This window comes from Actinobacillus porcinus (assembly GCF_901764995.1).
Taxonomy (GTDB): domain Bacteria; phylum Pseudomonadota; class Gammaproteobacteria; order Enterobacterales; family Pasteurellaceae; genus Exercitatus; species Exercitatus porcinus.
Genome location: NZ_CABFKI010000001.1, coordinates 212,174 through 235,258, shown reverse-complemented (window position 1 = coordinate 235,258; position 23,085 = coordinate 212,174). Strand labels below are relative to the sequence as shown.

The window sequence follows — 23,085 nt, the reverse complement described above, 5'->3', positions numbered from 1 at the left end:
ATGACATCATGACGATAAAACAAGAAAAGCAAACGCCGTCAATGGCAGATCCAACCACGGGGTCATCTACGCCTAACAACGTTCAAGAGAAGAAAAAATCGCGTTTTTTTTACCGCACTTTCATGAGCATTGCGGCATTTTTCGTAATCATTATCAGCGCGATAGCAGGGATTATCGGTACAGAAAAAGGCACGCGTTGGGCGTTTTCGCTGGCTGAAAATGTCATCAACGGTTTTAGCATCGGTGAAGTGCAAGGAAAATTGCAAAACGGGTTAACCCTTAAAAAGGTCAAATTCGTCAACAATGGCGTAGATGTCAATGTGGATAATGCCTATTTACACCTTGACTTCAGTTGCTTACTTCAAAGCGAAATCTGTGTGGAAGATATTGATATTCAAAATACAAAGGTCAAGATGACGACAATGTCATCCCCTGCTTCTGAAGACACACAAACGGCATCTTCTAGCACAGGTGCGATTTCCTTGCCCCTTGCTGTAAAAATCAAAAATATCCGCATTGACAATACTCAGCTACAAATCGATCACCATCAGATCTCGCTCAAAAAATTCCAAACTGCGCTCAGTTTAAATTCTCATTCAGGTTTCACCCTTGCGCCAACCCTGATTGACGGATTTCATGTGCAAACCCTTTTAACCCAAGCGCAATTTGAGCAACAACAAAAAGAAGAAGCGCAACAAGCGCTCAAAGAAGCCCAAGACACAACTCCTATTGATTGGGCGGCTATTGAACAAGGCTTAACCCCTGCCATATTGGGAAATGTTCAAGAAATCAACATGCCTTTTGATATACAGATCGAAGATCTACAAATCAAAAACAGCGATTATAAAGTCAGCGTTGAAAACCATATTCAGCAAGAAATTAGCCTACCCAAAGGGCAAATTCAAGCGCAGCTCAAAGAAGGTCAACTAGACATAAAAAACTTTGTTGTCGAAAGCTCATTAGGCAGTATTGATGCCGTGGGAAGCATAAATCTCACCGGCGAAATGCCACTTAATCTTAAGCTCAACACGGATATTGCCGAAGTCAAATCAGAAAACGAACTCATTTGGCCTCAAACCCATGCCGAAGTTCAACTGTCGGGGGCATTGAAAAATATCACCGCACTTTCAGTAAAAATGCAAGGTGAGATCAATGCTGAATTAACCGGGCAAGTGGAACTTAACAAAGAAAAATTACCGTTGCAGCTAAACCTAACCGGTAAAAGTGCGCAATACGCTTTTGTAGCCGGGGATCCCTTAAAGCTCAAAGATATCAATCTCAATGTGAGCGGCAATTTATTAGATTATCGTGTCACCTTAACAGGACAAGCCGATGGCTTTTGGGTACCGACTAACAGCCATGTAGAGTTAACGGGTTCGGGCAAGCTCTATGAAGCAGATGTTGAAAAGCTCAATATTAAAGCCCTCAATGGTGCGGCGGAAATACAAGGCAAAGTCGATTGGAAAGACGGTGCGGCTTGGGAAAGCCAAGTTAAATTTGACAAGGTCAAAGTGAGCGATTACGCAAGATACGTCAATTTACTCAAAGATTTTCCAGCCATTCTCTCAGGAACGGCGAGCTCATCAGGCTTTGCCGGCGGCTCAAAGGGCTGGTTATCTGAAACCACAAATGTGGATCTTACCGGCTCAATTCATCAACGCCCATTGAGCTTAAAAGGTCATATATTAACCGGTGCAGAAACGCCTTTAAAAGTTTCTGATCTGCTGTTCATCTATGGTGAAAACAAGCTCACCGCTAATGGGATCTTAGATACCCATTCTGATTTTAAATTAGCGATTCAGGCACCTAATTTACGTGGATTATTGCCTAATTTCACCGCATCATTGAACGGCAATATCAATCTTTCGGGGGATATTTCCGCGCCGAATCTTGATTTAGATTTAGCGGGCAATCATATCCAATTCAAGGATTTGCATCTCAATAAAATCAGTGCCAAAAGCAAGCTGATCTCAAATGAACAACTACAAGGCAATATTGACCTAACCTTAAATGGCTTCCGCTATGGCGAAAAAATCAAATTGGATTCCGTCACCTTAATGGCGAAAGGGAATGAAAAAAATCACCAAATTCAGTTACATTCACAAGGGGCCCCCCTTACACTGGATTTAGATTTTTCAGGGAATTTTGACCGCACTTTGCAACAATGGAAAGGTAGCTTTAATCGCACCGCCATAAAATCCCCAATGGGTGAGCTGAAAAATAATCAATTTAATATTGCTTATGACAATCACAACATTAATGCCCAAATTTCGGCACATTGTTGGACACATCCCGACATTGAACTCTGTTTTCCCCAAGCCTTTAATGTCGGTAACAGTGGAGAAATTCCTTTTGATCTCAAAAAATTAGATCTTAAGTTAGTGAATAAACTGACGGAAAATGAGACATTTAAAGGTCATTTAAACAGCCAAGGGAAATTCTCTTGGTTTAAAGATAAGCCGTTTAAATTAGACGTAAAAGTAAATGGGGATACCATTGATTTTGCACAAAAAATAGATTACCGAACCTTTAAACTCGGAATCAACAAACTTAGTGTAAATACCCAAATTAATGACAACAACCTAACCGCCAATGCCAATATTTATTTGCAAAACCAAGGGCGTATTGAAAGCGAATTAAAAGTGAGCGATCTGCTACAAACAAGAAAACTAGGCGGATCATTAAAAATCACAGGCATTAATCTCAATATACTCAATCAATTATTAGCCGGCGGTGAAAAGATCTCAGGGGACATCAATGGGCATTTAAACTTTGCGGGCAATCTCAACGCACCGTTATTAAATGGTTCGTTGAATCTCAATAATACAAAAGCCATTTTAAATGCCATGCCGTTTGATATTAATCAGGGGGAATTAATGCTAGGTTTTCATGGCTCAAGTTCCACCATGACAGGCTATATTCAAACCGCTGAAAGCCGCCTTGATTTAGATGGTGACGCCAATTGGCAACAGCTTGAACATTGGCGAACGCGCGTCCGCGCCAGAGCAAAAGCGTTTTATTTAAATGTGCCCTCCATTGCCAAACTCAAAATCAGCCCGAATGTTGAAATAAAAGCAACGCCAACATTGCTGGATTTAACCGGAACGGTCGATATTCCTTGGGGACGCATTGCTATCGAAAGTTTGCCTGAAAGTGCGGTTTCTGTGAGCAGTGATGAAGTGATTTTAGATAAAAAAACCAAACGGACGATGTTGCCTTTGCCCGCAGAAAGCAAAGACGGTTTGGCGATTAAATCGGATTTAACGATTACTATCGGGGACGATGTTAGCGTCAATGCCTATGGACTTAACAGCCATTTACAAGGGCGTTTAATGGTCAAACAGGAAAAAGGCAAACTCGGCTTATATGGCGGCATTGACTTAAAACAGGGACGCTACGCCTCTTTTGGACAGGATCTCTTAATTCGTAAAGGGCAAGTGACGTTTTCCGGTATTCCGTCACAGCCAATGCTGAACATTGAAGCCATTCGTAATCCTGAAGCCATGGAAGATAGCAAGGTGCTGGCTGGGGTGAAAGTGATTGGCTTAGCGGAAAGCCCTGATGTTACCGTTTTTTCAGAGCCTAGCTTGCCGCAGGATCAAGCCTTATCTTATCTGTTAACAGGGCGTTCCCTTGAAAACAGCGGTGAAGCAGGATCTGGCGGTTCAGTGGGGGCTGCCTTACTGGGCATGGGATTAGCCAAAAGCGGTAAAGCCGTGGGCAAAATTGGTGAAGTCTTTGGAATATCCAATTTAAACCTTGGCACCGCAGGCGTTGGGGACAGCTCAAAAGTGGTTGTCAGCGGCAATCTCACCAAAGATTTACAAATTAAATACGGCGTAGGATTATTTGATGGTTTAGCCGAAATTACCCTACGCTATCGCTTGTTACCACAGCTATTCTTGCAATCCGTATCAAGCACCAACCAAACATTTGATGTCATTTATCAATTTGAATTTTAGGATTTTGATGATTATGAATAACGAAAATTTAATTCAAAAAGCCACCGCACTTTCGATTCAAAATGAACCCACGGTGCGCGAAATTGCGGCAATTGATTTAGGCTCTAACAGCTTCCATATGATTGTGGCACGCATTGTTAACGGCTCCATTCAAATTTTGTCTCGTTTGAAGCAAAAGGTACAACTGGCAAAGGGCTTGGATGAAAACAATGTACTGGATCAAGACGCTATTACACGCGGCGTTAACTGTCTCGCCTTATTTGGCGAGCGTTTGCAGGGATTTAAAGCGGAAAATGTCAGCGTAGTCGGCACTTATACGTTACGAAGTGCGGTGAATAATGACGAATTTTTACGTCAAGCACAGGCAGTTTTCCCTTACCCAATCAATATTATCGCTGGCGAAACCGAAGCGAAAATGATCTACGCCGGCGTTTCCCACACTCAACCTGAAAGCGGACGCAAATTAGTTATCGATATTGGTGGTGGTTCAACGGAAATGATTATTGGCGATAATTTCGAACCGATCATCGCCAACAGCCGCAACATGGGTTGCGTGAGCTTTGCCAAACAATTTTTTCCCAAAGGCGAAATTTCACCACAACATTTTGAAGACGCCTACCAAACCGCATTAAGCCGTATTGCGGATCTTGCGCCACAATATAAACAGTTAGGTTGGGAATATGTACTCGGTTCTTCCGGCACCATTAAAACCGTGCATCAAGTGATTGCGGCTACCCTTGATCCTGACGGTATTATTACTGCAGGTCGTTTAGATTTTCTCATTGAACGCACCCTAAAATTCAGCCGTTTTGATGAATTGAAAATTGCAGGCTTAAATGAAGAACGTGCAGATGTGTTTGTTCCCGGGCTTGCCATTTTAAGCGCCGTATTTGAAACCTTTGGCATTGCACAAATGCGCTATTCTGACGGTGCATTGCGCGAAGGCGTCATGTATGGGTTAGATCAAAACTTCCAAGTGATGAACATTCGCCAGCGTACGGCGGAAGCTTTGGCGGAACAATTTAATATTGACCGCGCGCAAGCGGAACGTGTATGCAAAAGTGCGGTGCGTTTAGCGCAACAAATTCACGATTGGCAAGCGGATGAATTTGAAGAAGAAATGGAAGAAATTCTCCTTTGGGCAGCCTTATTGCACGAAGTGGGCATTGTGATTAATCATAAAAATGTTCAACGCCATTCAGCCTATATTCTCGCCAATATGGAATTGCCCGGTTTTGACAAAGAACAACAACGACTACTCGCCACCTTAGTGCGTCATCATATTAATCCATTCAATATGGACGAAATTGGTCAATTCGCGCGCTATACACCACAAGATGTACAAACCTTAATTCGCTTATTACGCCTTGCGGTGCTGCTCAATAAATCCCGCCAAGCTACAGAAGTGTGCGAACAAATCACACTCAAAACCGACCGCACTTTATGGCAACTGCACTTCGACAATCAATATCTTGCCCATAATCCATTGGTACTCAATGAATTACGCGCTGAACAAAAAATACTGATTGAAATCGGGTTGGATTTGGATTTTTAGAACCAGGACAGGCATAAGGCCTGTCCCTACAATATGAATAGATCTTATCCTAGATTAATGCGCCTCATCCCAATTTTGCCCCACGCCGACATCCACAATCAATGGCACGGCTAATTGGGCGGCGTTTTCCATTTTTTCTTTGATCAGCCGGCGATAAAACTCGATTTTTTCTGACCGCACTTCAAACACCAATTCATCGTGAACCTGCATAATCATTTTAATGTCATCGCTATCGCCAATTTCTTGGTCAATGGCAAGCATGGCTAATTTAATAATATCCGCTGCGGTGCCTTGCATTGGCGCGTTAATCGCCACACGCTCAGCCCCTTTACGGCGCATCGCATTGCTTGAGTTGATTTCAGGCAAATACAAACGGCGTCCGAACAGGGTTTCCACATAGCCTTGCGCTTTGGCTTTGGCTTGAATATCTGTCATAAAGGTTTGCACATTGGGATAACGCTCAAAATATAAGTTCATATATTTGGTCGCATCGGCGCGGGAAATTCCCAATTGACGCGACAAACCAAAGGCCGACATACCGTAAATTAAACCAAAGTTAATGGCTTTGGCACTGCGGCGTTGTTCGCTCGTCACTTCATCCAAAGGCAAACCAAAAATTTCTGCTGCGGTAGCGCGATGAATATCTTTGCCTTCGGCAAAGGCGGTGGTTAAGCCTTTGTCGCCTGACAAATGTGCCATAATGCGCAGTTCGATTTGCGAATAGTCCGCGGCAAGGATTTGATAACCTTCGCGCGCCACAAAGGCTTGGCGAATACGGCGACCGGCTTCATTGCGGATAGGAATATTCTGTAAATTCGGATCGCTGGAAGACAATCGCCCTGTGGCGGTGACCGCTTGATGATAAGACGTGTGTACGCGCCCTGTTTTTGGATTTATCATTTGCGGCAGCTTATCGGTGTAAGTAGATTTTAATTTCGCCAACCCACGGTGTTCCACCAACAATTTCGGCAATTCATGATCTAACGCCAATTCTTCCAACACTTCTTCTTTGGTTGAAGGATCGCCTTTGGGTGTTTTTTGTAATACAGGTAAATTTAACTTGTTGAACAAAATTTCTTGCAGCTGTTTTGGTGAAGCCAAGTTAAATTTTTCCCCTGCCAATTCATAAGCTTGCGTTTCAAGTGCGGTTAATCTTTGGCTAATTTCTTCTGACTGCGCTAATAATGCTTTAGCATCAATCAATACACCATTGCGTTCCACACGCGACAATACATTCACCAATGGCAATTCAATGTCACGGAATAATGCCACCAATTCAGGCGTTTTTTCTAATTCCGACCATAATGTTTGGTGTAACTTCATGGTGACATCTGCGTCTTCTGCAGCATATTCCGCTGCTTGCGCCAATGCAATTTTATCGAAGGTCAACTGATTTTTGCCTTTGCCCGCCAATTCTTCAAACTCGATGGTTTTATGCCCAAGATAACGCTCGGACAAATCATCCATATTATGACGCCCTGTGCTGTTTAATACGTAGCTTTCCAGCATGGTATCAAAAGCCACACCTTGCACTGCAATGCCGTTATTGGCAAAAATCGTTAAATCGTATTTAAGGTTTTGGCCGATTTTCTGAATGTCTGCATTTTCCAATAAAGGTTTTAAACGCGCCAAGGTTTCCGTTTTATTCAATTGATTTGGACACAATTCCCAGCGCAGATCGCCTTTTTCTGGCTCTTGTTCGGCGAAAAGATCGCCTTGCTCAGCAACTGATGAAACCGCCACTTCGTGCAGATGTGCCAACGGAATATAACAAGCCTTGCCGTTTTCTAAGGCAAAAGAAATGCCCACCAATTCCGCTTGCATTGGGTCAAGGGCGTTGGTTTCCGTATCCACAGCTACTAGCTTGGCTTGCTCAATGGCGTTAATCCAACGTTCTAGTTGCTCGTCCGTGGTAACGGTTTCATATAAAGTGCGGTCAATTCTAACCGTTTTTTTCACCGCACTTTCAATCGGTTGGGACGGCGTTGCTTGATAAGGATTGACCTTAATGGCTTGTTCCGCCGGCTTAGTGACGGAACTTTCACCGGTTAACACTTCATTTAACCAACGCTTAAATTCATAACGTCCAAACTGCACCGCAAGCTCGTCATTATTCGCCGTGCCAAGGGTTAAATCATCAGGTTGCACTTCGAGCTCAACATCGGTTTTAATGGTCGCCAACACATAAGATAAATCCGCATCCGCTTTCGCCGCGGCTAATTTTTCGCCTAATTTTTTCGCACCACGAATAGGCAAATCAGCCACTTTATCCAAATTCCCATAAATCTCTGCCATCGATCCAATCCCCTGCAACAAGCCTAACGCGGTCTTCTCGCCCACGCCCGCCACGCCCGGGATGTTATCCGCGCTATCGCCCATCAAGGCGAGATAATCAATGATCAACTCAGGGGGAATACCGTATTTTTCCACCACACCATCACGATCCAACAAGGTGTTATTCATGGTGTTGATCAACATAATATTGTCATCCACCAGCTGCGCCATATCTTTGTCGCCCGTAGAAATCAACACTTTCTTTCCTTGTTTTGACGCTTGAACCGCTAATGTCCCAATGACATCATCCGCTTCCACCCCTTCCACTGAAAGCAATGGAATACCCAAAGCACGGATAATATTGTGCAACGGCTGAATTTGCGCGCGTAAATCATCGGGCATCGGTGGGCGGTGCGATTTATATTGCTCAAACATTTCATCACGGAATGTTTTACCTTTGGCATCAAAAACCACCGCAATATGGCTCGGTTGCACCTGCGCAATCAAACTTTTAAGCATATTCAACACGCCATACATCGCCCCAGTGGGTTCACCTTGGGAATTGGTCAAAGGCGGAAATGCGTGAAACGCGCGGTACAAATAAGAGGAACCGTCAACAAGAACAAGGGGGTTAGGTGCGATCTGAGCCATAATATTTCTCGGTTAATCAATACAAAGTGCGGTGGATTATAACGTAATTTTGAGTGTAAACAAAAAACAACGTATTTCTCGCTAAAATCAGTTGTTCGGTACAACCCAAATTGTATATCGATGCCAACAAAATCATATAATCAAGCTACAAAAAAATCATTAAAAACCCTTTGAATTTGACACCCAAAAAAAATATTTATGTAGCATAATAATATAGATTAAATTATTGAATGCTACATTTTTTTAAATTTTAGGAGAGCAAATGAACGAACGTTATTTATCTATTTTAGGCTGGATCGCCACCTTCACCGCCGTATGCATGTACGTGTCTTATTTAGAACAAATTAATCTCAATTTGGCTGGAATGAAAGGGGGATTAATTCAACCTATCGCCACCGCCATTAACTGTTTCTTATGGGTAACCTACGGTTTAATGAAAGAAAAACGAGACTATCCTGTTGCACTTGCCAATCCACCTGGGGTGATACTGGGACTGACGGCATTTTTTACTGCGATGTGATGAGTTCTGAAATAAAAAAGCACGAGAAAAAATCTCGTGCTTTAACATGTTTATTGCTTATTGTTGGTTGTTGTAAAAAACAAATCCCAATTAGATAAAACCAAAAGTGCCAAAAAAACTAATGGAAAAAAAGCGACAAATAAAACTGCACCAATCATCTTTCTTCTCCTTTAACTTTCATAAAAATCTCTTGTTTTTCACGTATAAATCTTGTCAAAATTAGACACCAATATATGCAAAAAATCAAGCCTATTACTGTAAATGCTTTTACCCAAATTGGCTCGGGTGATGAATAAAATACAACTGGAATTGTAAACAATGACACCTTCGCGCCATCTTCAAATGCCTTAGCCCAACCATCTAAAGTTTCCTTTTTAATTGGGCGACGAAATGGATTTAAATTAGGGAGTAATTTACGTTTTAACCATAACATAGAAAGTTCTCCAATAATGAAATAAATGGAATTTTTCCATTATTAAAGAACTTGCCAAATATTTTATCGTTATCTTGGAATACAGATCACAAATTTAGAGCTATACCAGATAAATAACTACGCTATATTTACACCAACGCCCAACTCTGATTATCAGGATTAATCACTAGCTGTTGTTGATGATGTATTTGTAAGGTTGAACGATGGCCGACACTGATTATGCTGGTGTTTGGTAAGCGTTCACGCACTAAGCGGTACATGGCATCTTCCAAGCCTTCGTCCATACTTGCAGTTGCTTCATCTAAAAAGGCAACGGCGGGTTGGTGTATTAATATACGCGCGAAAGATAAACGTTGTTGTTCGCCTAAAGATAGCACGCGCGTCCAGTCATTTTCTTGTTTCAATTTATCCGCTAAATGTCCAAGTTGCACATCACGCATAATTTCAGCCGCTTGATTTAAGTTCACATTGTCAGGGGCAACTGCCGGATAATAAAGGGCGTCAATTAAACGACCTTGGGGTAAATACGGTTTTTGCGATAAAAATAACGCCTGATGTAAAGGGTAAGACACTGTGCCTTCAGAGAAGGACCACAAGCCGGCAAGGGTGCGCAATAATGTGGTTTTTCCTGCCCCTGATGGGCCTTTAATTAATACAGACGCGCCTTGCGGTAAGGTTAAACTTAAATTTTTGATTAATACCTCACCCGTTGGCTTTTTCACAAAAAGTTGATCAAAAATCACCGCACTTTCGCTGTCTTTGATGACAACGCAGCTTTCGGCTGTGGCTTGGGTAATTGCCGTATGAAAGCCGGTTAAACGATCAAGCACCGCACGATAGCCTGTAAAATCATCGTAAGCATTACGGAAGTAAGAAAGCGCCGACTGAACGCGACCAAAAGATTGCGCAGTTTGAATTAAATCCCCTAGCTGAATTTGGTTACTGAAATAACGGCCGGCTTGAATAATAAAGGGAAAAATCACGGAAATTTGGGTCATCATTACGTTAAAACCCGAGAGTTTTAAGGTCATATACACCATTTTCCACACGTTATCGATAACCTGATTAAATTGTTTAAATAGCACAGATTTTTCCATTTTCTCGCCGCGGAAAAACGCAATGCTTTCCGCATATTCTTTCACACGGATTAAAGAATAACGATAGTTCGCGTTTAAACGTTCGTTAGCAAAATTTAAATGAATTAATGGGCGACCGATTTTAAAGGCGATAACACTGGTCACGAGCACATAAATAAACACTAAATAAACCATCGCATGGGGAATGGTGACGCCTGAAATGGTCATCGGCCCGGATAAATTCCACAAAATTTGGGTAAATGCCACAATGGAAACCGCAGAAGAAATCACGCCTGTAGCAAAACTTAAAGAGGATGAGACGAAAGATTGCACATCTTGCTGAATACGTTGATCGGGATTATCTAATTGATTATAAACATATTGCGACTTGTAATAGGCTTGGTTTTGTGTCCATTTTTCCACCATTTGTTCATTTAACCAAGTGCGCCATTGAATCGTAAAACGTTGGGTTAAGTAATAGGTGAGCAAAATATTCCCAATATGCACTGCCGCTAAAACTGAGAACACCGCCATTTGGATCCAAAAGACATTGGCATCCATTTTTTGCAAGGCATCGTACATGGCTTTGTACCATTCGGAAAAAAGAATATCCAAACGTACTGAAACCAAATTAAAAAAGACGATCACCACAAAATAGGTTAGGGGTTTTAAGCTGCGTTTCGGCAAAAGATAGCCGCGCGCTAACAACCAAAATTGATGCCCCCAACGGGTGGTTTTAACCAACGCCCATACCGTAAAAGAGAAAAATAGCGCGGTAATGCTCATCGCTTTTACAATCCAAAATAGGGACGTTAATAATTCTTGAGAATAATTCATAAAATTTGCAAATCCGTTAAAAAATAAGCGATTATTTTTCAGCAAAACCTAATCAAGTGCAAGAAAAATGTGACGAAGATTACACTTTTTGATCTTGCTTATTGGCTGTTTCAATCAGATAGCTATAATGTTTGAATGAATTTTTATCACCCAAGGTAGGTAGTTATGTCAGATGTGGCAATAACAATGAGCTTACTCGCACTCGTCGCGGTTGTCGGGTTGTGGATGGGCCATTGGAAAATTAAAGGCGTAGGTCTTGGTATTGGCGGTGTGTTATTCGGTGGGATTTTGGTGTCTCATTTTACCAATCAATATGGATTAAAATTAGATACACACACCCTTCATTTTATTCAAGAATTTGGTTTAATTCTCTTTGTTTATACCATTGGTATTCAGGTGGGGCCGGGGTTCTTCTCATCGCTGCGAAAATCAGGGCTAAAATTTAATGGCTTTGCGGTATTGGTCGTGTTACTCGGCTCAGTGATTGTCGCCTTGCTACATAAGTTTGCCGATGTCCCATTGGATGTCATTTTAGGGATTTATTCGGGGGCGGTAACCAATACGCCGTCTCTTGGTGCAGGGCAACAAATTTTAGCTGAATTAGGAATGACCAATATCACCGAAACCATGGGGATGTCTTATGCTATCGCCTATCCTTTCGGGATTTGCGGTATTTTGCTTTCCATGTGGCTTGTCCGTTTATTCTTCCGTGTCAAAGTTGACGAAGAAGCAGCTCAATTTGATCGCGAAACCGGCAAAGATAAAGAGAGCTTGAAAAAAATGAACCTTAAAGTGAACAACCCGAACTTAGACGGGTTGGCACTAAAAGAAATTTTAGGCTTTGACGGCGCCAAAGACGTAGTTTGTACGCGATTGAAACGCGAAGAAGAAATTTGTGTACCACAAGCTGACACAGAAATTCATCTTAATGACTTGTTGCATTTAGTGGGCGATCCAAAAAGTTTGCGCAAAATGCAACTCATTGTGGGGACAGAAATCGAAGTGGAAAAAAGCCAATTCCACACCGGTACCATTCGCTCGGAACGCGTGGTGGTGACCAATGAAAATGTGTTAGGCAAAAAAATCCGCACTTTAGCCATTCACCAAAAATACGGCATTATGATTTCGCGCCTAAACCGTGCAGGGGTTGAACTGGTACCAACGGCAAATTCCACCCTACAATTTGGTGACGTACTACATATTGTGGGCAATGCGGATATGATGGATAGTGCCATCGCCGTTTTGGGTAACGCGCAATCTAAATTGCAACAAGTGCAAATGCTACCGGTCTTTATCGGTATTGGTTTAGGGGTGTTATTAGGCTCTTTACCGATTCATATTCCTGGCTTCCCTGTGGCATTAAAATTAGGTTTGGCAGGTGGGCCGTTAGTGGTTGCCTTAATTTTGGCGCGTATTGGCTCTATCGGAAAACTCTACTGGTTCATGCCACCAAGTGCTAACCTTGCCTTACGCGAAATCGGCATTGTTTTGTTCTTATCCGTAGTCGGCTTAAAATCAGGCGGTAACTTTGTGGATACATTGATGAACGGCAGCGGTTTAGAATGGATGGGCTATGGTGCCTTAATTACCTTTGTGCCACTGATGGCAGTCGGCATTTTGGCGCGCTTATATGCCAATATGAATTATCTCAGCATCTGCGGTTTACTCGCGGGTTCCATGACGGATCCGCCAGCCCTTGCTTTCGCTAATGCGATTAAAGAAGAAAGCGGCGCGTCAGCACTTTCCTACGCCACCGTTTATCCTTTAGTGATGTTCTTGCGGATCATTTCGCCACAGTTGCTGGCTATTTTACTGTGGACAATGGCGTGATTTAGACAGACGGTATTATGTAGTACTTGCACAAAACTGAAATGGCGGTTGGTGAGCTTGTCGAACCACGGTTGGTGAGCTTGTCGAACCATAAGACATTTCAGTGACTGCCCAAGACTTACGTTTCGACAAGCTCAACGACCGTCTTGGGCAACGGCTACATAACATCGAAAAACGTGCACAAAACCTTCCCAAAATCAACCGCACTTTTTCGCCCACGACAGGCGGAAAGTGCGGTATAATTTCGCCCAATTTTACACAGTCTATTTATATCGAGAACTTTATGTCACAACCTATCTTTGACGATTTTGACTTATCACCCGAATTACTCAAAGCCTTAGCCCAAAAAGGCTATACCCGTCCAACGGCAATTCAATTAGAAGCTATTCCCGCAGCAATGGAAGAGCAAGATGTGTTAGGCTCTGCGCCTACCGGCACTGGGAAAACCGCGGCATTTTTAATTCCGGCCATTCAACATTTATTGGATTACCCACGCCGCAAACCTGGCGCACCACGCATTTTGATCTTAACCCCAACCCGTGAATTAGCCATGCAAGTGGCGGAACAAGCTGAAGAATTGGCGCAATTTACCAAACTCAGTATCGCCACCATTACAGGCGGTGTTGCCTATCAAAACCACGGTGAAGTGTTTAATAAAAATCAAGATATTGTCGTGGCGACCCCAGGGCGTCTCTTGCAATACATCAAAGAAGAAAACTTTGACTGCCGCGCGGTAGAAATGCTGATTTTTGACGAAGCGGACAGAATGTTACAAATGGGATTTGGGCAAGATGCGGAAAAAATTTCAGCGGAAACCCGTTGGCGCAAGCAAACCCTACTATTTTCTGCCACCCTTGAAGGCGAATTGTTAACGGATTTTGCGGAACGTATTTTAAATGACCCCGTGAAAGTGGACGCCGAACCTAGTCGCCGTGAGCGCAAAAAAATTAATCAATGGTACTATCATGCAGACAGCGTAGAACACAAAATTAAGCTGGTCGCGCGTTTTGTTGCCCAAGAAAACGTCAGCAAAGGGATTTTATTTGCGCGCCGCCGTGAAGACGTGCGCGAAATTTCAGAAACCTTGCGCAAGCGCGGTATTCGTTCTACCTATTTAGAAGGGGAAATGGCACAAACACAACGTAATAATGCCATCGATAAGCTGAAAAATGGCGTGGTGACCATTTTGGTGGCAACGGATGTGGCAGCGCGCGGTATTGATATTGATGATGTGAGCCACGTAATGAATTTCGATTTGCCTTACAGTGCGGACACTTATTTGCACCGCATTGGGCGCACTGCGCGTGCAGGTAAAAAAGGGACAGCTGTTTCTTTTGTTGAAGGTCACGATTATCGCTTACTCGGCAAAATCAAACGTTACACCGAAGAAGCACTCAAACCGCGCATTATTGAAGGCTTAGAACCACGCACCAGCCCACCAAAAGACGGCGAAATCAAAACCGTGTCGAAAAAAGCTAAAGCACGCAAAAAAGAAAAATTGGCGGAAAAGAAAAAAGCGGAACAAAAGAAAAAAATCAAATTGCGCCACAAAGACACCAAAAATATCGGCAAACGCCGCAAACCGAAAGCGGAACTGGAAAACAGTTAATTTGCTTGATATAACAAGCCCCATGCAAGTCATGGGGCTTTCTTTGGATTAATTTATTACAGACCTGAAGCATAGGTACAATGAAAACATTAAGAGCATCCATTCATTCTGCAGAACAGCAGGCATTGCGTCATTTATTTATTACGCAACGACAACAGTTAGGCTTATCTCAACGCGCATTGGCGGAGAGAATGGGGGTGGTTTACTCTGTGATCGGGAAAATTGAAACGGGCGATCGCCGTTTGGATGTATTTGAATTTATTGAATATTGCCACGCCTTAGAATTAGATCCTAAAGCAGTGATTACGCAATTAGAAGCGTTAATTTAAAAGGGACATACAGCAGTATGCCCCTTATTTTTTATCTACAGTTTTTCCACCAATTTCACCGCATCACCAATATAGGTTGCTGGGGTTAATTGTTGTAAACGCGCTTTTTCTTCCGCTGGAATCTCTAATTTTTCCACAAATTCGCGCATTGCTTGTTCGTCCACACGTTTGCCGCGCGTTAACTCTTTCAGTTTTTCGTATGGTTTTTCAATACCATAACGGCGCATAACCGTTTGGATTGGTTCGGCTAACACTTCCCAGTTTTGGTTTAATTCATCGCGTAAGTGTTGTTCGTTCACTTCTAATTTGCTGATACCTTTGCGTGTTGCCGCATAAGCAATTAAGCAATAACCTAAACCGACACCTAAGTTACGCAATACTGTTGAATCAGTTAAGTCGCGTTGCCAACGTGAAATTGGTAATTTTTGACCTAAGTGTGTCATTACTGCGTTTGCCACGCCTAAGTTACCCTCTGAGTTTTCAAAATCGATTGGGTTCACTTTATGCGGCATGGTAGATGAACCGATTTCACCGGCGATAGTGCGTTGTTTGAAGTGATTTAATGCGATATAGCCCCATAAATCGCGGTCAAAGTCGATAATAATGGTGTTGAAACGTACCACGCAATCGAAGAACTCTGCAATGTAATCGTGCGGTTCAATTTGAGTGGTGTACGGGTTCCAGGTAATGCCTAATGAAGTCACAAATTCTTCGCTAAATTTATGCCAGTCAATATCAGGATAAGCACTTAAATGGGCATTGTAGTTCCCCACTGCGCCGTTAATTTTGCCTAACACCTCAATATTTTGTAGTTGTTTGAACTGACGGCGTAAGCGATACACCACATTCGCCATTTCTTTCCCTACGGTAGAAGGCGACGCCGGCTGACCATGAGTACGCGACAATAATGGAATGTCTTTATATTCATTGGCAAGACGTGTGATTTCATCAATCAAACTTTGCCATTCCGGTGTAAGCACTTCTTCACGTGCCGTTTTTAACATCAACGCATGGGAAAGGTTGTTAATATCTTCCGATGTACAAGCGAAGTGGATAAATTCTGATACCGCTTCGAGCTCTGGAAGTGCGGTGGATTTTTCTTTTAAAAAGTATTCCACCGCTTTTACATCGTGGTTTGTAGTACGTTCAATTTCTTTAATGCGTTGAGCATCTTCAATGCTGAAATTGGCGACAATTTGATTTAAATAATCGTTCGCTTGTGCCGATAATACAGGCACTTCTTTGATTTCTGCCGTAGCCGCTAATTTTTGTAACCAACGCACTTCCACCGTGACGCGGAATTTTAATAACCCGAATTCGCTAAAAATACCACGAAGTGCGGTCGCTTTATCTTGATAACGTCCATCGATTGGGGAAATTGCTGTTAACGCATTGAGTTGCATAGGAATTTACTCCGATTAAAGTGAATTGTAGATAGCTTGTGCCGCATTGAAAATCTTACGGCGCGAGAAAAGAATTTGCCATTTTGAACCGCCCACTTGTTGCCATAACAGAGCAGAACGAATGCCGGCAAGTAAACACGCGCGAATACGATTTTGAATTTTCTCTTGGCTCAAATATAAGGGCTTACCTTGCACTAAAAGCCGCTTACCTAAAGGGCTAATAATGTCAGTGTAAATGGTGGCAATAATATTGAGCATTTCATCATCAAATAACTGATGAAATTCTAATTGCGTAGGTAAATATTGAATACGACGCGCTAATTCTGCTTTGGCATCAGCATTTTTAGCTAATTTACCTGATAAAGCTAATAAGCCTAACCAATAACGAGCCAACTCAACATTTTCGCCATTTAGCTGTTCTAATAAGCTTTTTAACCCTAACTTTAAATTTGCCGTATCATTACCATAAACATCTAACACGCTAGTTGGCGATGTTTTTAATAAACTATTCATTGATGTGTCAAAAGCATTTTTGTCTGCTTGACCGCTATGGGCGAATTGCTGCACTAAATGAGCAGCTTGACATACGCCTGCAAGTGATAATGCAATGTTATGGTAATCGTTTGCCATATTCTATTTATCTGGTTTCAAAGTGCGGTGGATTTTAGCATAGTTTTAGCAAAATTGGCACTTAAACTCGTTCAATATCGATCACGCAAACCGTGTTTTCATCGACAAATTGAAAACGCACATTAAATTCGTACAAATTCACACCATAAATCCTCTCATTATATTGCCCTTGCTGATACGCCGGGCGAGGATCCTGTTGTAAGACTTCCGTGATAAACCGCTGAAAGTGCGGTCGCAATTTTACCTGTTTTTGCACCGCACTTTGCGCCGCCTCAGAAAAAATCACGTTCAAATGGGTCTGTGGTTTTTCTTGTGCAAAGCCTGATTGTGCATGGGGTTCACTATCGGCATAAGCAATATAAGGCTTAATATCAAAAATCGGCGTGCCATCCACTAAATCGACGGAGCCTAAATGCAGTAACACCTTGCCATCACGACATTCAATTTGTTTTAGTGCGACTTTGGATAATCCCAAAGGATTGGGGCGATGAGTTGCGCGCGAGGCAAAAACACCAATACGCTGATTGCCCCCTAAACGTGGTGGACGCACCGTTGGTTGCCATTTCCCGGTGAGGATTTTATCAAACTGGAAAATCAGCCAAATATGGGAAAATTGTTCCAAACCGCGCACTGCTTCAGGGGTATTGTATGGCGGCAATAATTCCACTATACCAGTACCATCTTGCACTAAATTCGCTTGACGCGGCACAGAGAATTTTTCCTTGTACGGAGTATGAATAATTGCCACAGGCGTTAAAGTCAGATCAGACATTGTTTTCGTTCTATGTTAAAATTCGTGACCTTATCATACCTGAAACCGCAGACAAGTGCGGTCAATTTTTGAAGAAATTTATGGCAAATCCAACATTAAAAACCTGGTTCGAAACGGCTCGACCAAAAACCTTACCCCTTGCTGTGGCAATTATTCTTACGGGTTCAGCTCTTGCTCAATGGCGTGGGCAATTCCATTTAGGCATTACGGTTCTTTGCTTGTTAACCGCGACCTTGCTACAAATCGTCTCTAACTTTGCTAATGATTACGGTGATCATCAAAAAGGTTCAGACACCTCAGAACGTATCGGGCCTTTGCGCGGTATTCAACAAGGTAAGCTTACTGCCACTCAACTTCGTAATGGGCTTATTGCCGTCATTGTTGCTAGCTTTATTTCTGGTGCCTCACTCATTGCCTTGTCGTATGAAAGCATCAATGATTTAATCGCTTTTGCTGTGCTTGGCATTCTTGCCATTGTGGCAGCAATTACCTATACCGTAGGCAAAAAACCTTATGGCTATTTAGGCTTAGGCGATATTTCTGTTTTTCTTTTTTTCGGCTTATTAGCCGTATGTGGCACGTATTATTTACAAGCTCATAGCCTGAGTGCCGATATTTTTCTACCGGCGGCAGCCTGTGGTTTTCTTTCCACCGCAGTTTTAAATATCAATAACCTACGAGATATTGAACAAGATAAAAAAGCCGGAAAAAACACCTTAATCGTGCGCATTGGTGCGGAGAATGGACGCAAATATCATTGTGTTTTATTAGCAAGTGCGGTGATTTGTTATGGTATTTTTGCCTTACAGCACAAACCTTTGCTGCTGGCTATCATTGCTCTGATTGCACTATTACTCGCAAAACACGCACGTTTTGTTTATATCAATAAAGAGCCAATAGCATTACGCCCAATGCTGGGAAAAATGTCTATGTTAGCATTAATTAGCACGGTTCTATTTAGTTTAGGCTTGCTAATTCTGCCGTAACAGGCATATACTAGGTAAATAATAAGGCATTTTAAATCGCTGAATTTTGATGGAATGTATTCTCTTGGACAGGGATAAACCCTGTCCCTACGAAGTTCGGTGAAATAGAAATAATTTCAAAAGGATATTCCTATGCGTATTGATACTTCTGAACTCTGTGATATTTATCTCGACCAAGTTGATGTGGTTGAACCGATCTTTTCCAGCTTTGGCGGTAATAATAGCTTTTGTGGCAAAGTTACTACGGTAAAATGTTTTGAAAATAATGGATTAATTGAAGAAATCCTGAGCGAAGATGGTGCGGGTCGAGTTTTAGTGGTGGACGGTGGTGGTGCCGTACGCCGTGCATTAATTGATGCAGATTTAGCACAGCTTGCCGCAGATAATCATTGGGAAGGCATCGTGGTTTTTGGTGCAGTACGCCAAATCGCAGACTTAGAGCATATTGATATCGGTATCCAAGCTCTCGCACCAATTCCTGTTGGCGCCGATGAATCAACTCAAGGGGAAAGTGATGTCCCTGTGAATTTTGGTGGTGTGACTTTCTTCCCTGAAGATTATGTTTATGCCGATCTAACTGGGATCATTCTTTCACAAGAAGAATTGGACTTAAACGAATTAAATGAAGAATAATTCAATATAATCACATCAAAGCGCGGTCAAGTTTAACCGCGCTTTATGCTAATAAGAGCCTATCAACCCTATCTGGTTACAATAAAATCAACGACAACACATACACCGTCATCATTCCCACAGCGCCCATGATAAATGTCATGGCTGTTTGTGTGCGATAACCTTGTTGTGGCGTCATTTTACCGAAGTTAGTCACCACCCAGAAGTAACTGTCGTTCGCGTGAGACACACACATGGCACCTGCCGCAATCGCCATGACCACAAGAGCCGCTGCCATTTCTGTGGTAAAACCAAGCACTGCCATAATACTATCGCCACTGGTGTACATGCCCATAATAGACGCTGTTGTAATAATTGCTACCGTTGAGCTACCTTGCGCAGTTTTCAAAATAGCGGAAATTAAGAATGGGAAGAAAATACCTGCCATACTAATTACTTGCGCATTTTGTTTGATAAATTCCACAAAACCCGCCACGGTAATCACTTTACCTAACACACCGCCTGCTGCAGTAATAAATAAGATTGGGCCAACAATTTTTAAGGTTTCATTGGTTAACTCATTGAATTCACTTATTTTATTCGTATTAACCAATAAGAAGACGGCAAAAACCACACCTACCGCTAAAGCAATAATGGGATTACCAAGGAATTGAACTAAGGTGCCGATTGAACCGCCCACCCCGATGATTTTACCAATAGAACCCAATGCCATAAAAATAATCGGCATTAAAATCGGTGCAAGGCTTAAGAAACCACTTGGCAATTTGCCGTAATGTTGAATGAGTTCTTCATAACTTTGTGAAATCACAGCATCGGCATTGGCTTCATCTAGTTGCACGCGTTTTCCGATATATTTGGCAAAAATATAGACCGCACTTAACACAGGAATAGACACCACGGCACCCATTAAAATAACAAGCAGTAAGTTATTACCAACACCGACAGCACCGGCAGCAGCAATCGGGCCGGGAGTTGGTGGAATAAATACATGTGATGCATATAAACCACCACTCAATGCCACCGCCATACCAACGGGGTTGGCGGCAATTTTACGGCGCAACGCTTCCCGAATGGGGTTAAGCACCACAAATCCGCTATCACAAAATACGGGAATCCCCACAACCCAACCCATAATCAGCATTGCCAATTCAGGACGTTTTTTGCCCACCACATTGACAACCATATCCGCTAATTTGAGCGCCGCCCCTGTTTTCTCCAGCACCGTACCGATAATGGCACCAAAGATAATAACGATACCAATGCTTTTAAATGTTCCACTAAAACCATCACCGATCATCGCGGGGATTTTGGCAAGATCAATACCCGCAACCAAAGCAAGCGCAAGAGAAATGGTCATTAAGGCAAGGAAAGGATGGACTTTGAGTTTTGAAATCATCCAAATCATAATAGCAATGGCGATGACAAAGCTAATGATTAAAGCAATACCACTCATACTAAACTCCTTTTTAATGTGAATTTAGATGCATATTACCAAAGCTGAAAAAAGAAAAATTAGAAGTGGATCACAATATGAAATAAAAAGGGGAAAAACAAAAGGCTCGGATCACGCCGAGCCTTTTGTACGCTAATCCGAAGATTACGCGCCAAGACGTTCTTTGATACGTGCAGATTTACCTGAACGCTCACGTAAGTAGTAAAGTTTCGCTTTACGTACTGCACCTTTACGTTTCACAGAAATGCTGTCGATTGCCGGTGAGTGAGTTTGGAAAACACGCTCAACGCCAGTACCGTTTGATACTTTACGTAAAGTGAATGCAGAGTGCAAACCGCGGTTACGAATTGCGATAACCACGCCTTCGAATGCTTGCAAACGTTTTTTAGAACCTTCAACTACCCATACTTTAACTTCTAATGTGTCACCTGGACGGAAGCTAGGTACGTTTTGTTTTAATTGTTCGTCTTCAAGTTGTTTAATGATGTTGCTCATTTTTAAACCTTTAATAATTAACTAGATTAAACTGAATTAACTGTTAGCGGATTTAATTTCTTTTAACAGTTTCTTTTGTTCGTCAGTCAGAGCTAGTTCTTCCAGTAGCTCAGGGCGCCGTAACCATGTTCGCTCAAGAGATTGTTTTAATCGCCATTTGCGAATTTCTTCATGATTGCCCGACATCAGCACAGGAGGCACAGTCAAACCGTCTAACACTTCAGGTCGGGTATAATGTGGGCAATCTAATAAGCCGTCAGCAAAGGAATCTTCTTCTGCGGATGCCTGTTTGCCTAATACCCCGGGGATAAATCTTGCGACCGCGTCAATTAACGTCATCGCAGGTAATTCCCCACCTGTTAGAACGTAATCCCCGATTGACCATTCTTCATCAATTTCAGTTTGAATCAATCGCTCATCAATTCCTTCGTAACGTCCACACACTAAAATCATTTTTTCATTTAGTGAGAGCTCTTTTACGCCGGATTGCTCAAGTTTACGTCCTTGCGGCGAAAGATAAATGACTTTCGCCTCATCCCCTATCTCTGCTTTAGCATGTAAAATGGCATCACGCAATGGTTGTACCATCATCAACATACCCGGCCCACCACCATAAGGGCGATCGTCCACAGTTTTGTGCTTATCATGCGTATAATCACGGGGATTATAGCAACGCACATCTAAGAGATGTTGTTTTACAGCTCGTCCTGTTACCCCAAATTCGGTGATTGCTTTAAACATTTCGGGAAACAGGGTGACGATCCCTAACTTCATATTGTTCATTCCAAAATGCTAATACTAAAGCGCAACCGCATACCTGAGATTAGAAACCAGCGTCCCAATCCACTTCAATCGTCTTTGTGGTGAGATCGACTCTTTTAACTACTTGTTCATACAAGAACGGAATTAAACGCTCTTGTTTACCGAAAGCATCTTTTGCATTAGCGCGCACAACCAAGACATCATTTGAGCCTGTTTCCATCATTTCACGCACCGTGCCCATTTGGTAGCCTTGCAAATTCACGACTTGGCAACCGATTAAATCGTGCCAATAGAAATCGCCCTCTTCCAATTCCGGGAAAACAGACAAATCTACACCAATTTCAACATTGGCGAGCGTTTGTGCGGTTTCACGTTCGTTGACATTTTTCAACTTTACGATCAACTCGTGATTATGATGTTTCCAGCTTTCGATCTCAGTTTGCTGCCATTGACCTTTAATTTTTAAAAACCAAGGCTGATAATCAAAAATGCTTTCTTCATATTCTGTTGATGAATAAACACGCAACCAACCACGAATACCGTAAGTTGAGCCTAATTTGCCGACTACTTCAATGCGTTGTTGTTCCATGTTTTCACCTATTATCGTTTAGATTAGAAATTAAGCTTTTTTCGCTTCTTTTACTAATGCAGAAACGCGATCTGATAAAGATGCGCCTTGACCAACCCAGTGGTTAACGCGATCTAAATCGATACGTAAACGTTCAGCTTGACCTGCTGCTAATGGGTTGAAAAAGCCAATACGTTCGATAAAACGACCGTCACGTGGTGAACGGCTATCTGCTACAACGATTTGATAAAATGGGCGTTTTTTAGCTCCGCCACGAGTTAAACGAATGGTTACCATAACCTTCCTC

The 23,085-nt window shown here is 42.4% G+C and carries 19 protein-coding genes; 8 read left to right on the top strand and 11 right to left on the bottom strand.

Going from position 1 to position 23,085, the window contains the following annotated elements:
* The first annotated feature begins 8 nt into the window (after nucleotides 1-8).
* Both tamB and ppx read left to right on the top strand, forming a co-directional pair.
* Nucleotides 9-3,962, top strand: coding sequence for an autotransporter assembly complex protein TamB (gene tamB / locus E7T07_RS01075; RefSeq protein ID WP_135709083.1), 3,954 nt, complete (start codon nucleotides 9-11; stop codon nucleotides 3,960-3,962).
* A gap of 13 nt (nucleotides 3,963-3,975) precedes the next feature.
* Nucleotides 3,976-5,517: an exopolyphosphatase gene (gene ppx, locus E7T07_RS01070; RefSeq protein ID WP_135709082.1), complete on the top strand. Its 1,542-nt coding sequence runs from the start codon at nucleotides 3,976-3,978 to the stop codon at nucleotides 5,515-5,517.
* Nucleotides 5,518-5,571: 54 nt separating this feature from the next.
* Here ppx and polA read toward each other — a convergent pair whose 3' ends face one another.
* Nucleotides 5,572-8,442, bottom strand: a complete 2,871-nt coding sequence (gene polA / locus E7T07_RS01065) for a DNA polymerase I (protein WP_135709081.1) — start codon at nucleotides 8,440-8,442, stop codon at nucleotides 5,572-5,574.
* Between the two features lie 262 nt (nucleotides 8,443-8,704).
* Here polA and E7T07_RS01060 point away from each other — a divergent pair, with 262 nt between their 5' ends.
* On the top strand, nucleotides 8,705-8,962 hold the full coding sequence (locus E7T07_RS01060) for a SemiSWEET family transporter (protein WP_135709080.1): 258 nt from the start codon (nucleotides 8,705-8,707) through the stop codon (nucleotides 8,960-8,962).
* A 154-nt stretch (nucleotides 8,963-9,116) separates the two neighbouring features.
* Here E7T07_RS01060 and E7T07_RS01055 read toward each other — a convergent pair whose 3' ends face one another.
* Nucleotides 9,117-9,395, bottom strand: coding sequence for a hypothetical protein (locus E7T07_RS01055; protein ID WP_135709079.1), 279 nt, complete (start codon nucleotides 9,393-9,395; stop codon nucleotides 9,117-9,119).
* 128 nt (nucleotides 9,396-9,523) lie between these two features.
* Nucleotides 9,524-11,308, bottom strand: a complete 1,785-nt coding sequence (locus E7T07_RS01050; protein WP_135709078.1) for an ABC transporter ATP-binding protein/permease — start codon at nucleotides 11,306-11,308, stop codon at nucleotides 9,524-9,526.
* A 165-nt stretch (nucleotides 11,309-11,473) separates the two neighbouring features.
* Between E7T07_RS01050 and E7T07_RS01045 the strand changes: the two genes are divergently transcribed.
* The 3 genes from E7T07_RS01045 to E7T07_RS01035 all read left to right on the top strand — a co-directional run bounded on the left by E7T07_RS01045 (nucleotide 11,474) and on the right by E7T07_RS01035 (nucleotide 15,076).
* On the top strand, nucleotides 11,474-13,138 hold the full coding sequence (locus E7T07_RS01045; RefSeq protein WP_135709077.1) for a putative transporter: 1,665 nt from the start codon (nucleotides 11,474-11,476) through the stop codon (nucleotides 13,136-13,138).
* A gap of 283 nt (nucleotides 13,139-13,421) precedes the next feature.
* On the top strand, nucleotides 13,422-14,747 hold the full coding sequence (gene srmB / locus E7T07_RS01040; protein WP_135709151.1) for an ATP-dependent RNA helicase SrmB: 1,326 nt from the start codon (nucleotides 13,422-13,424) through the stop codon (nucleotides 14,745-14,747).
* A gap of 80 nt (nucleotides 14,748-14,827) precedes the next feature.
* The gene (locus E7T07_RS01035) at nucleotides 14,828-15,076 is read left to right on the top strand and encodes a helix-turn-helix domain-containing protein (RefSeq protein WP_135709076.1); all 249 of its coding nucleotides are present in this window, start codon (nucleotides 14,828-14,830) and stop codon (nucleotides 15,074-15,076) included.
* Between the two features lie 35 nt (nucleotides 15,077-15,111).
* Here the strand turns inward: E7T07_RS01035 and purB are convergent, their stop codons facing one another.
* From purB to tsaA, 3 genes are all read right to left on the bottom strand, one after another.
* A complete protein-coding gene (gene purB / locus E7T07_RS01030; RefSeq protein ID WP_135709075.1) occupies nucleotides 15,112-16,479 on the bottom strand; it encodes an adenylosuccinate lyase in 1,368 nt (455 codons plus the stop codon).
* Between the two features lie 15 nt (nucleotides 16,480-16,494).
* Nucleotides 16,495-17,109: a high frequency lysogenization protein HflD gene (gene hflD, locus E7T07_RS01025; RefSeq protein ID WP_135709074.1), complete on the bottom strand. Its 615-nt coding sequence runs from the start codon at nucleotides 17,107-17,109 to the stop codon at nucleotides 16,495-16,497.
* A 61-nt stretch (nucleotides 17,110-17,170) separates the two neighbouring features.
* Nucleotides 17,171-17,881 (bottom strand): tRNA (N6-threonylcarbamoyladenosine(37)-N6)-methyltransferase TrmO, encoded by a 711-nt coding sequence (gene tsaA / locus E7T07_RS01020; protein WP_135709073.1) that lies wholly within the window; start codon nucleotides 17,879-17,881, stop codon nucleotides 17,171-17,173.
* Between the two features lie 80 nt (nucleotides 17,882-17,961).
* Between tsaA and E7T07_RS01015 the strand changes: the two genes are divergently transcribed.
* Together E7T07_RS01015 and rraA are read left to right on the top strand one after the other, a co-directional pair.
* Complete coding sequence (locus tag E7T07_RS01015; RefSeq protein WP_135709072.1) at nucleotides 17,962-18,867, top strand: 1,4-dihydroxy-2-naphthoate polyprenyltransferase; 906 nt, start codon at nucleotides 17,962-17,964, stop codon at nucleotides 18,865-18,867.
* Nucleotides 18,868-18,999: 132 nt separating this feature from the next.
* Complete coding sequence (gene rraA, locus E7T07_RS01010) at nucleotides 19,000-19,500, top strand: ribonuclease E activity regulator RraA (protein WP_135709071.1); 501 nt, start codon at nucleotides 19,000-19,002, stop codon at nucleotides 19,498-19,500.
* Nucleotides 19,501-19,576: 76 nt separating this feature from the next.
* Here the strand turns inward: rraA and E7T07_RS01005 are convergent, their stop codons facing one another.
* From E7T07_RS01005 to rpsP, 5 genes are all read right to left on the bottom strand, one after another.
* Complete coding sequence (locus E7T07_RS01005; RefSeq protein WP_135709070.1) at nucleotides 19,577-20,953, bottom strand: GntP family permease; 1,377 nt, start codon at nucleotides 20,951-20,953, stop codon at nucleotides 19,577-19,579.
* Between the two features lie 144 nt (nucleotides 20,954-21,097).
* A complete protein-coding gene (gene rplS / locus E7T07_RS01000; protein ID WP_115637077.1) occupies nucleotides 21,098-21,448 on the bottom strand; it encodes a 50S ribosomal protein L19 in 351 nt (116 codons plus the stop codon).
* Between the two features lie 36 nt (nucleotides 21,449-21,484).
* A complete protein-coding gene (gene trmD, locus E7T07_RS00995; protein WP_135709150.1) occupies nucleotides 21,485-22,222 on the bottom strand; it encodes a tRNA (guanosine(37)-N1)-methyltransferase TrmD in 738 nt (245 codons plus the stop codon).
* Between the two features lie 49 nt (nucleotides 22,223-22,271).
* Nucleotides 22,272-22,799 carry a ribosome maturation factor RimM gene (gene rimM, locus E7T07_RS00990; RefSeq protein ID WP_135709069.1) on the bottom strand — a complete coding sequence of 176 codons (528 nt, stop codon included), beginning with the start codon at nucleotides 22,797-22,799 and terminating at the stop codon, nucleotides 22,272-22,274.
* A 30-nt stretch (nucleotides 22,800-22,829) separates the two neighbouring features.
* A complete protein-coding gene (gene rpsP, locus E7T07_RS00985; RefSeq protein ID WP_135709068.1) occupies nucleotides 22,830-23,075 on the bottom strand; it encodes a 30S ribosomal protein S16 in 246 nt (81 codons plus the stop codon).
* Nucleotides 23,076-23,085 lie beyond the last annotated feature (10 nt).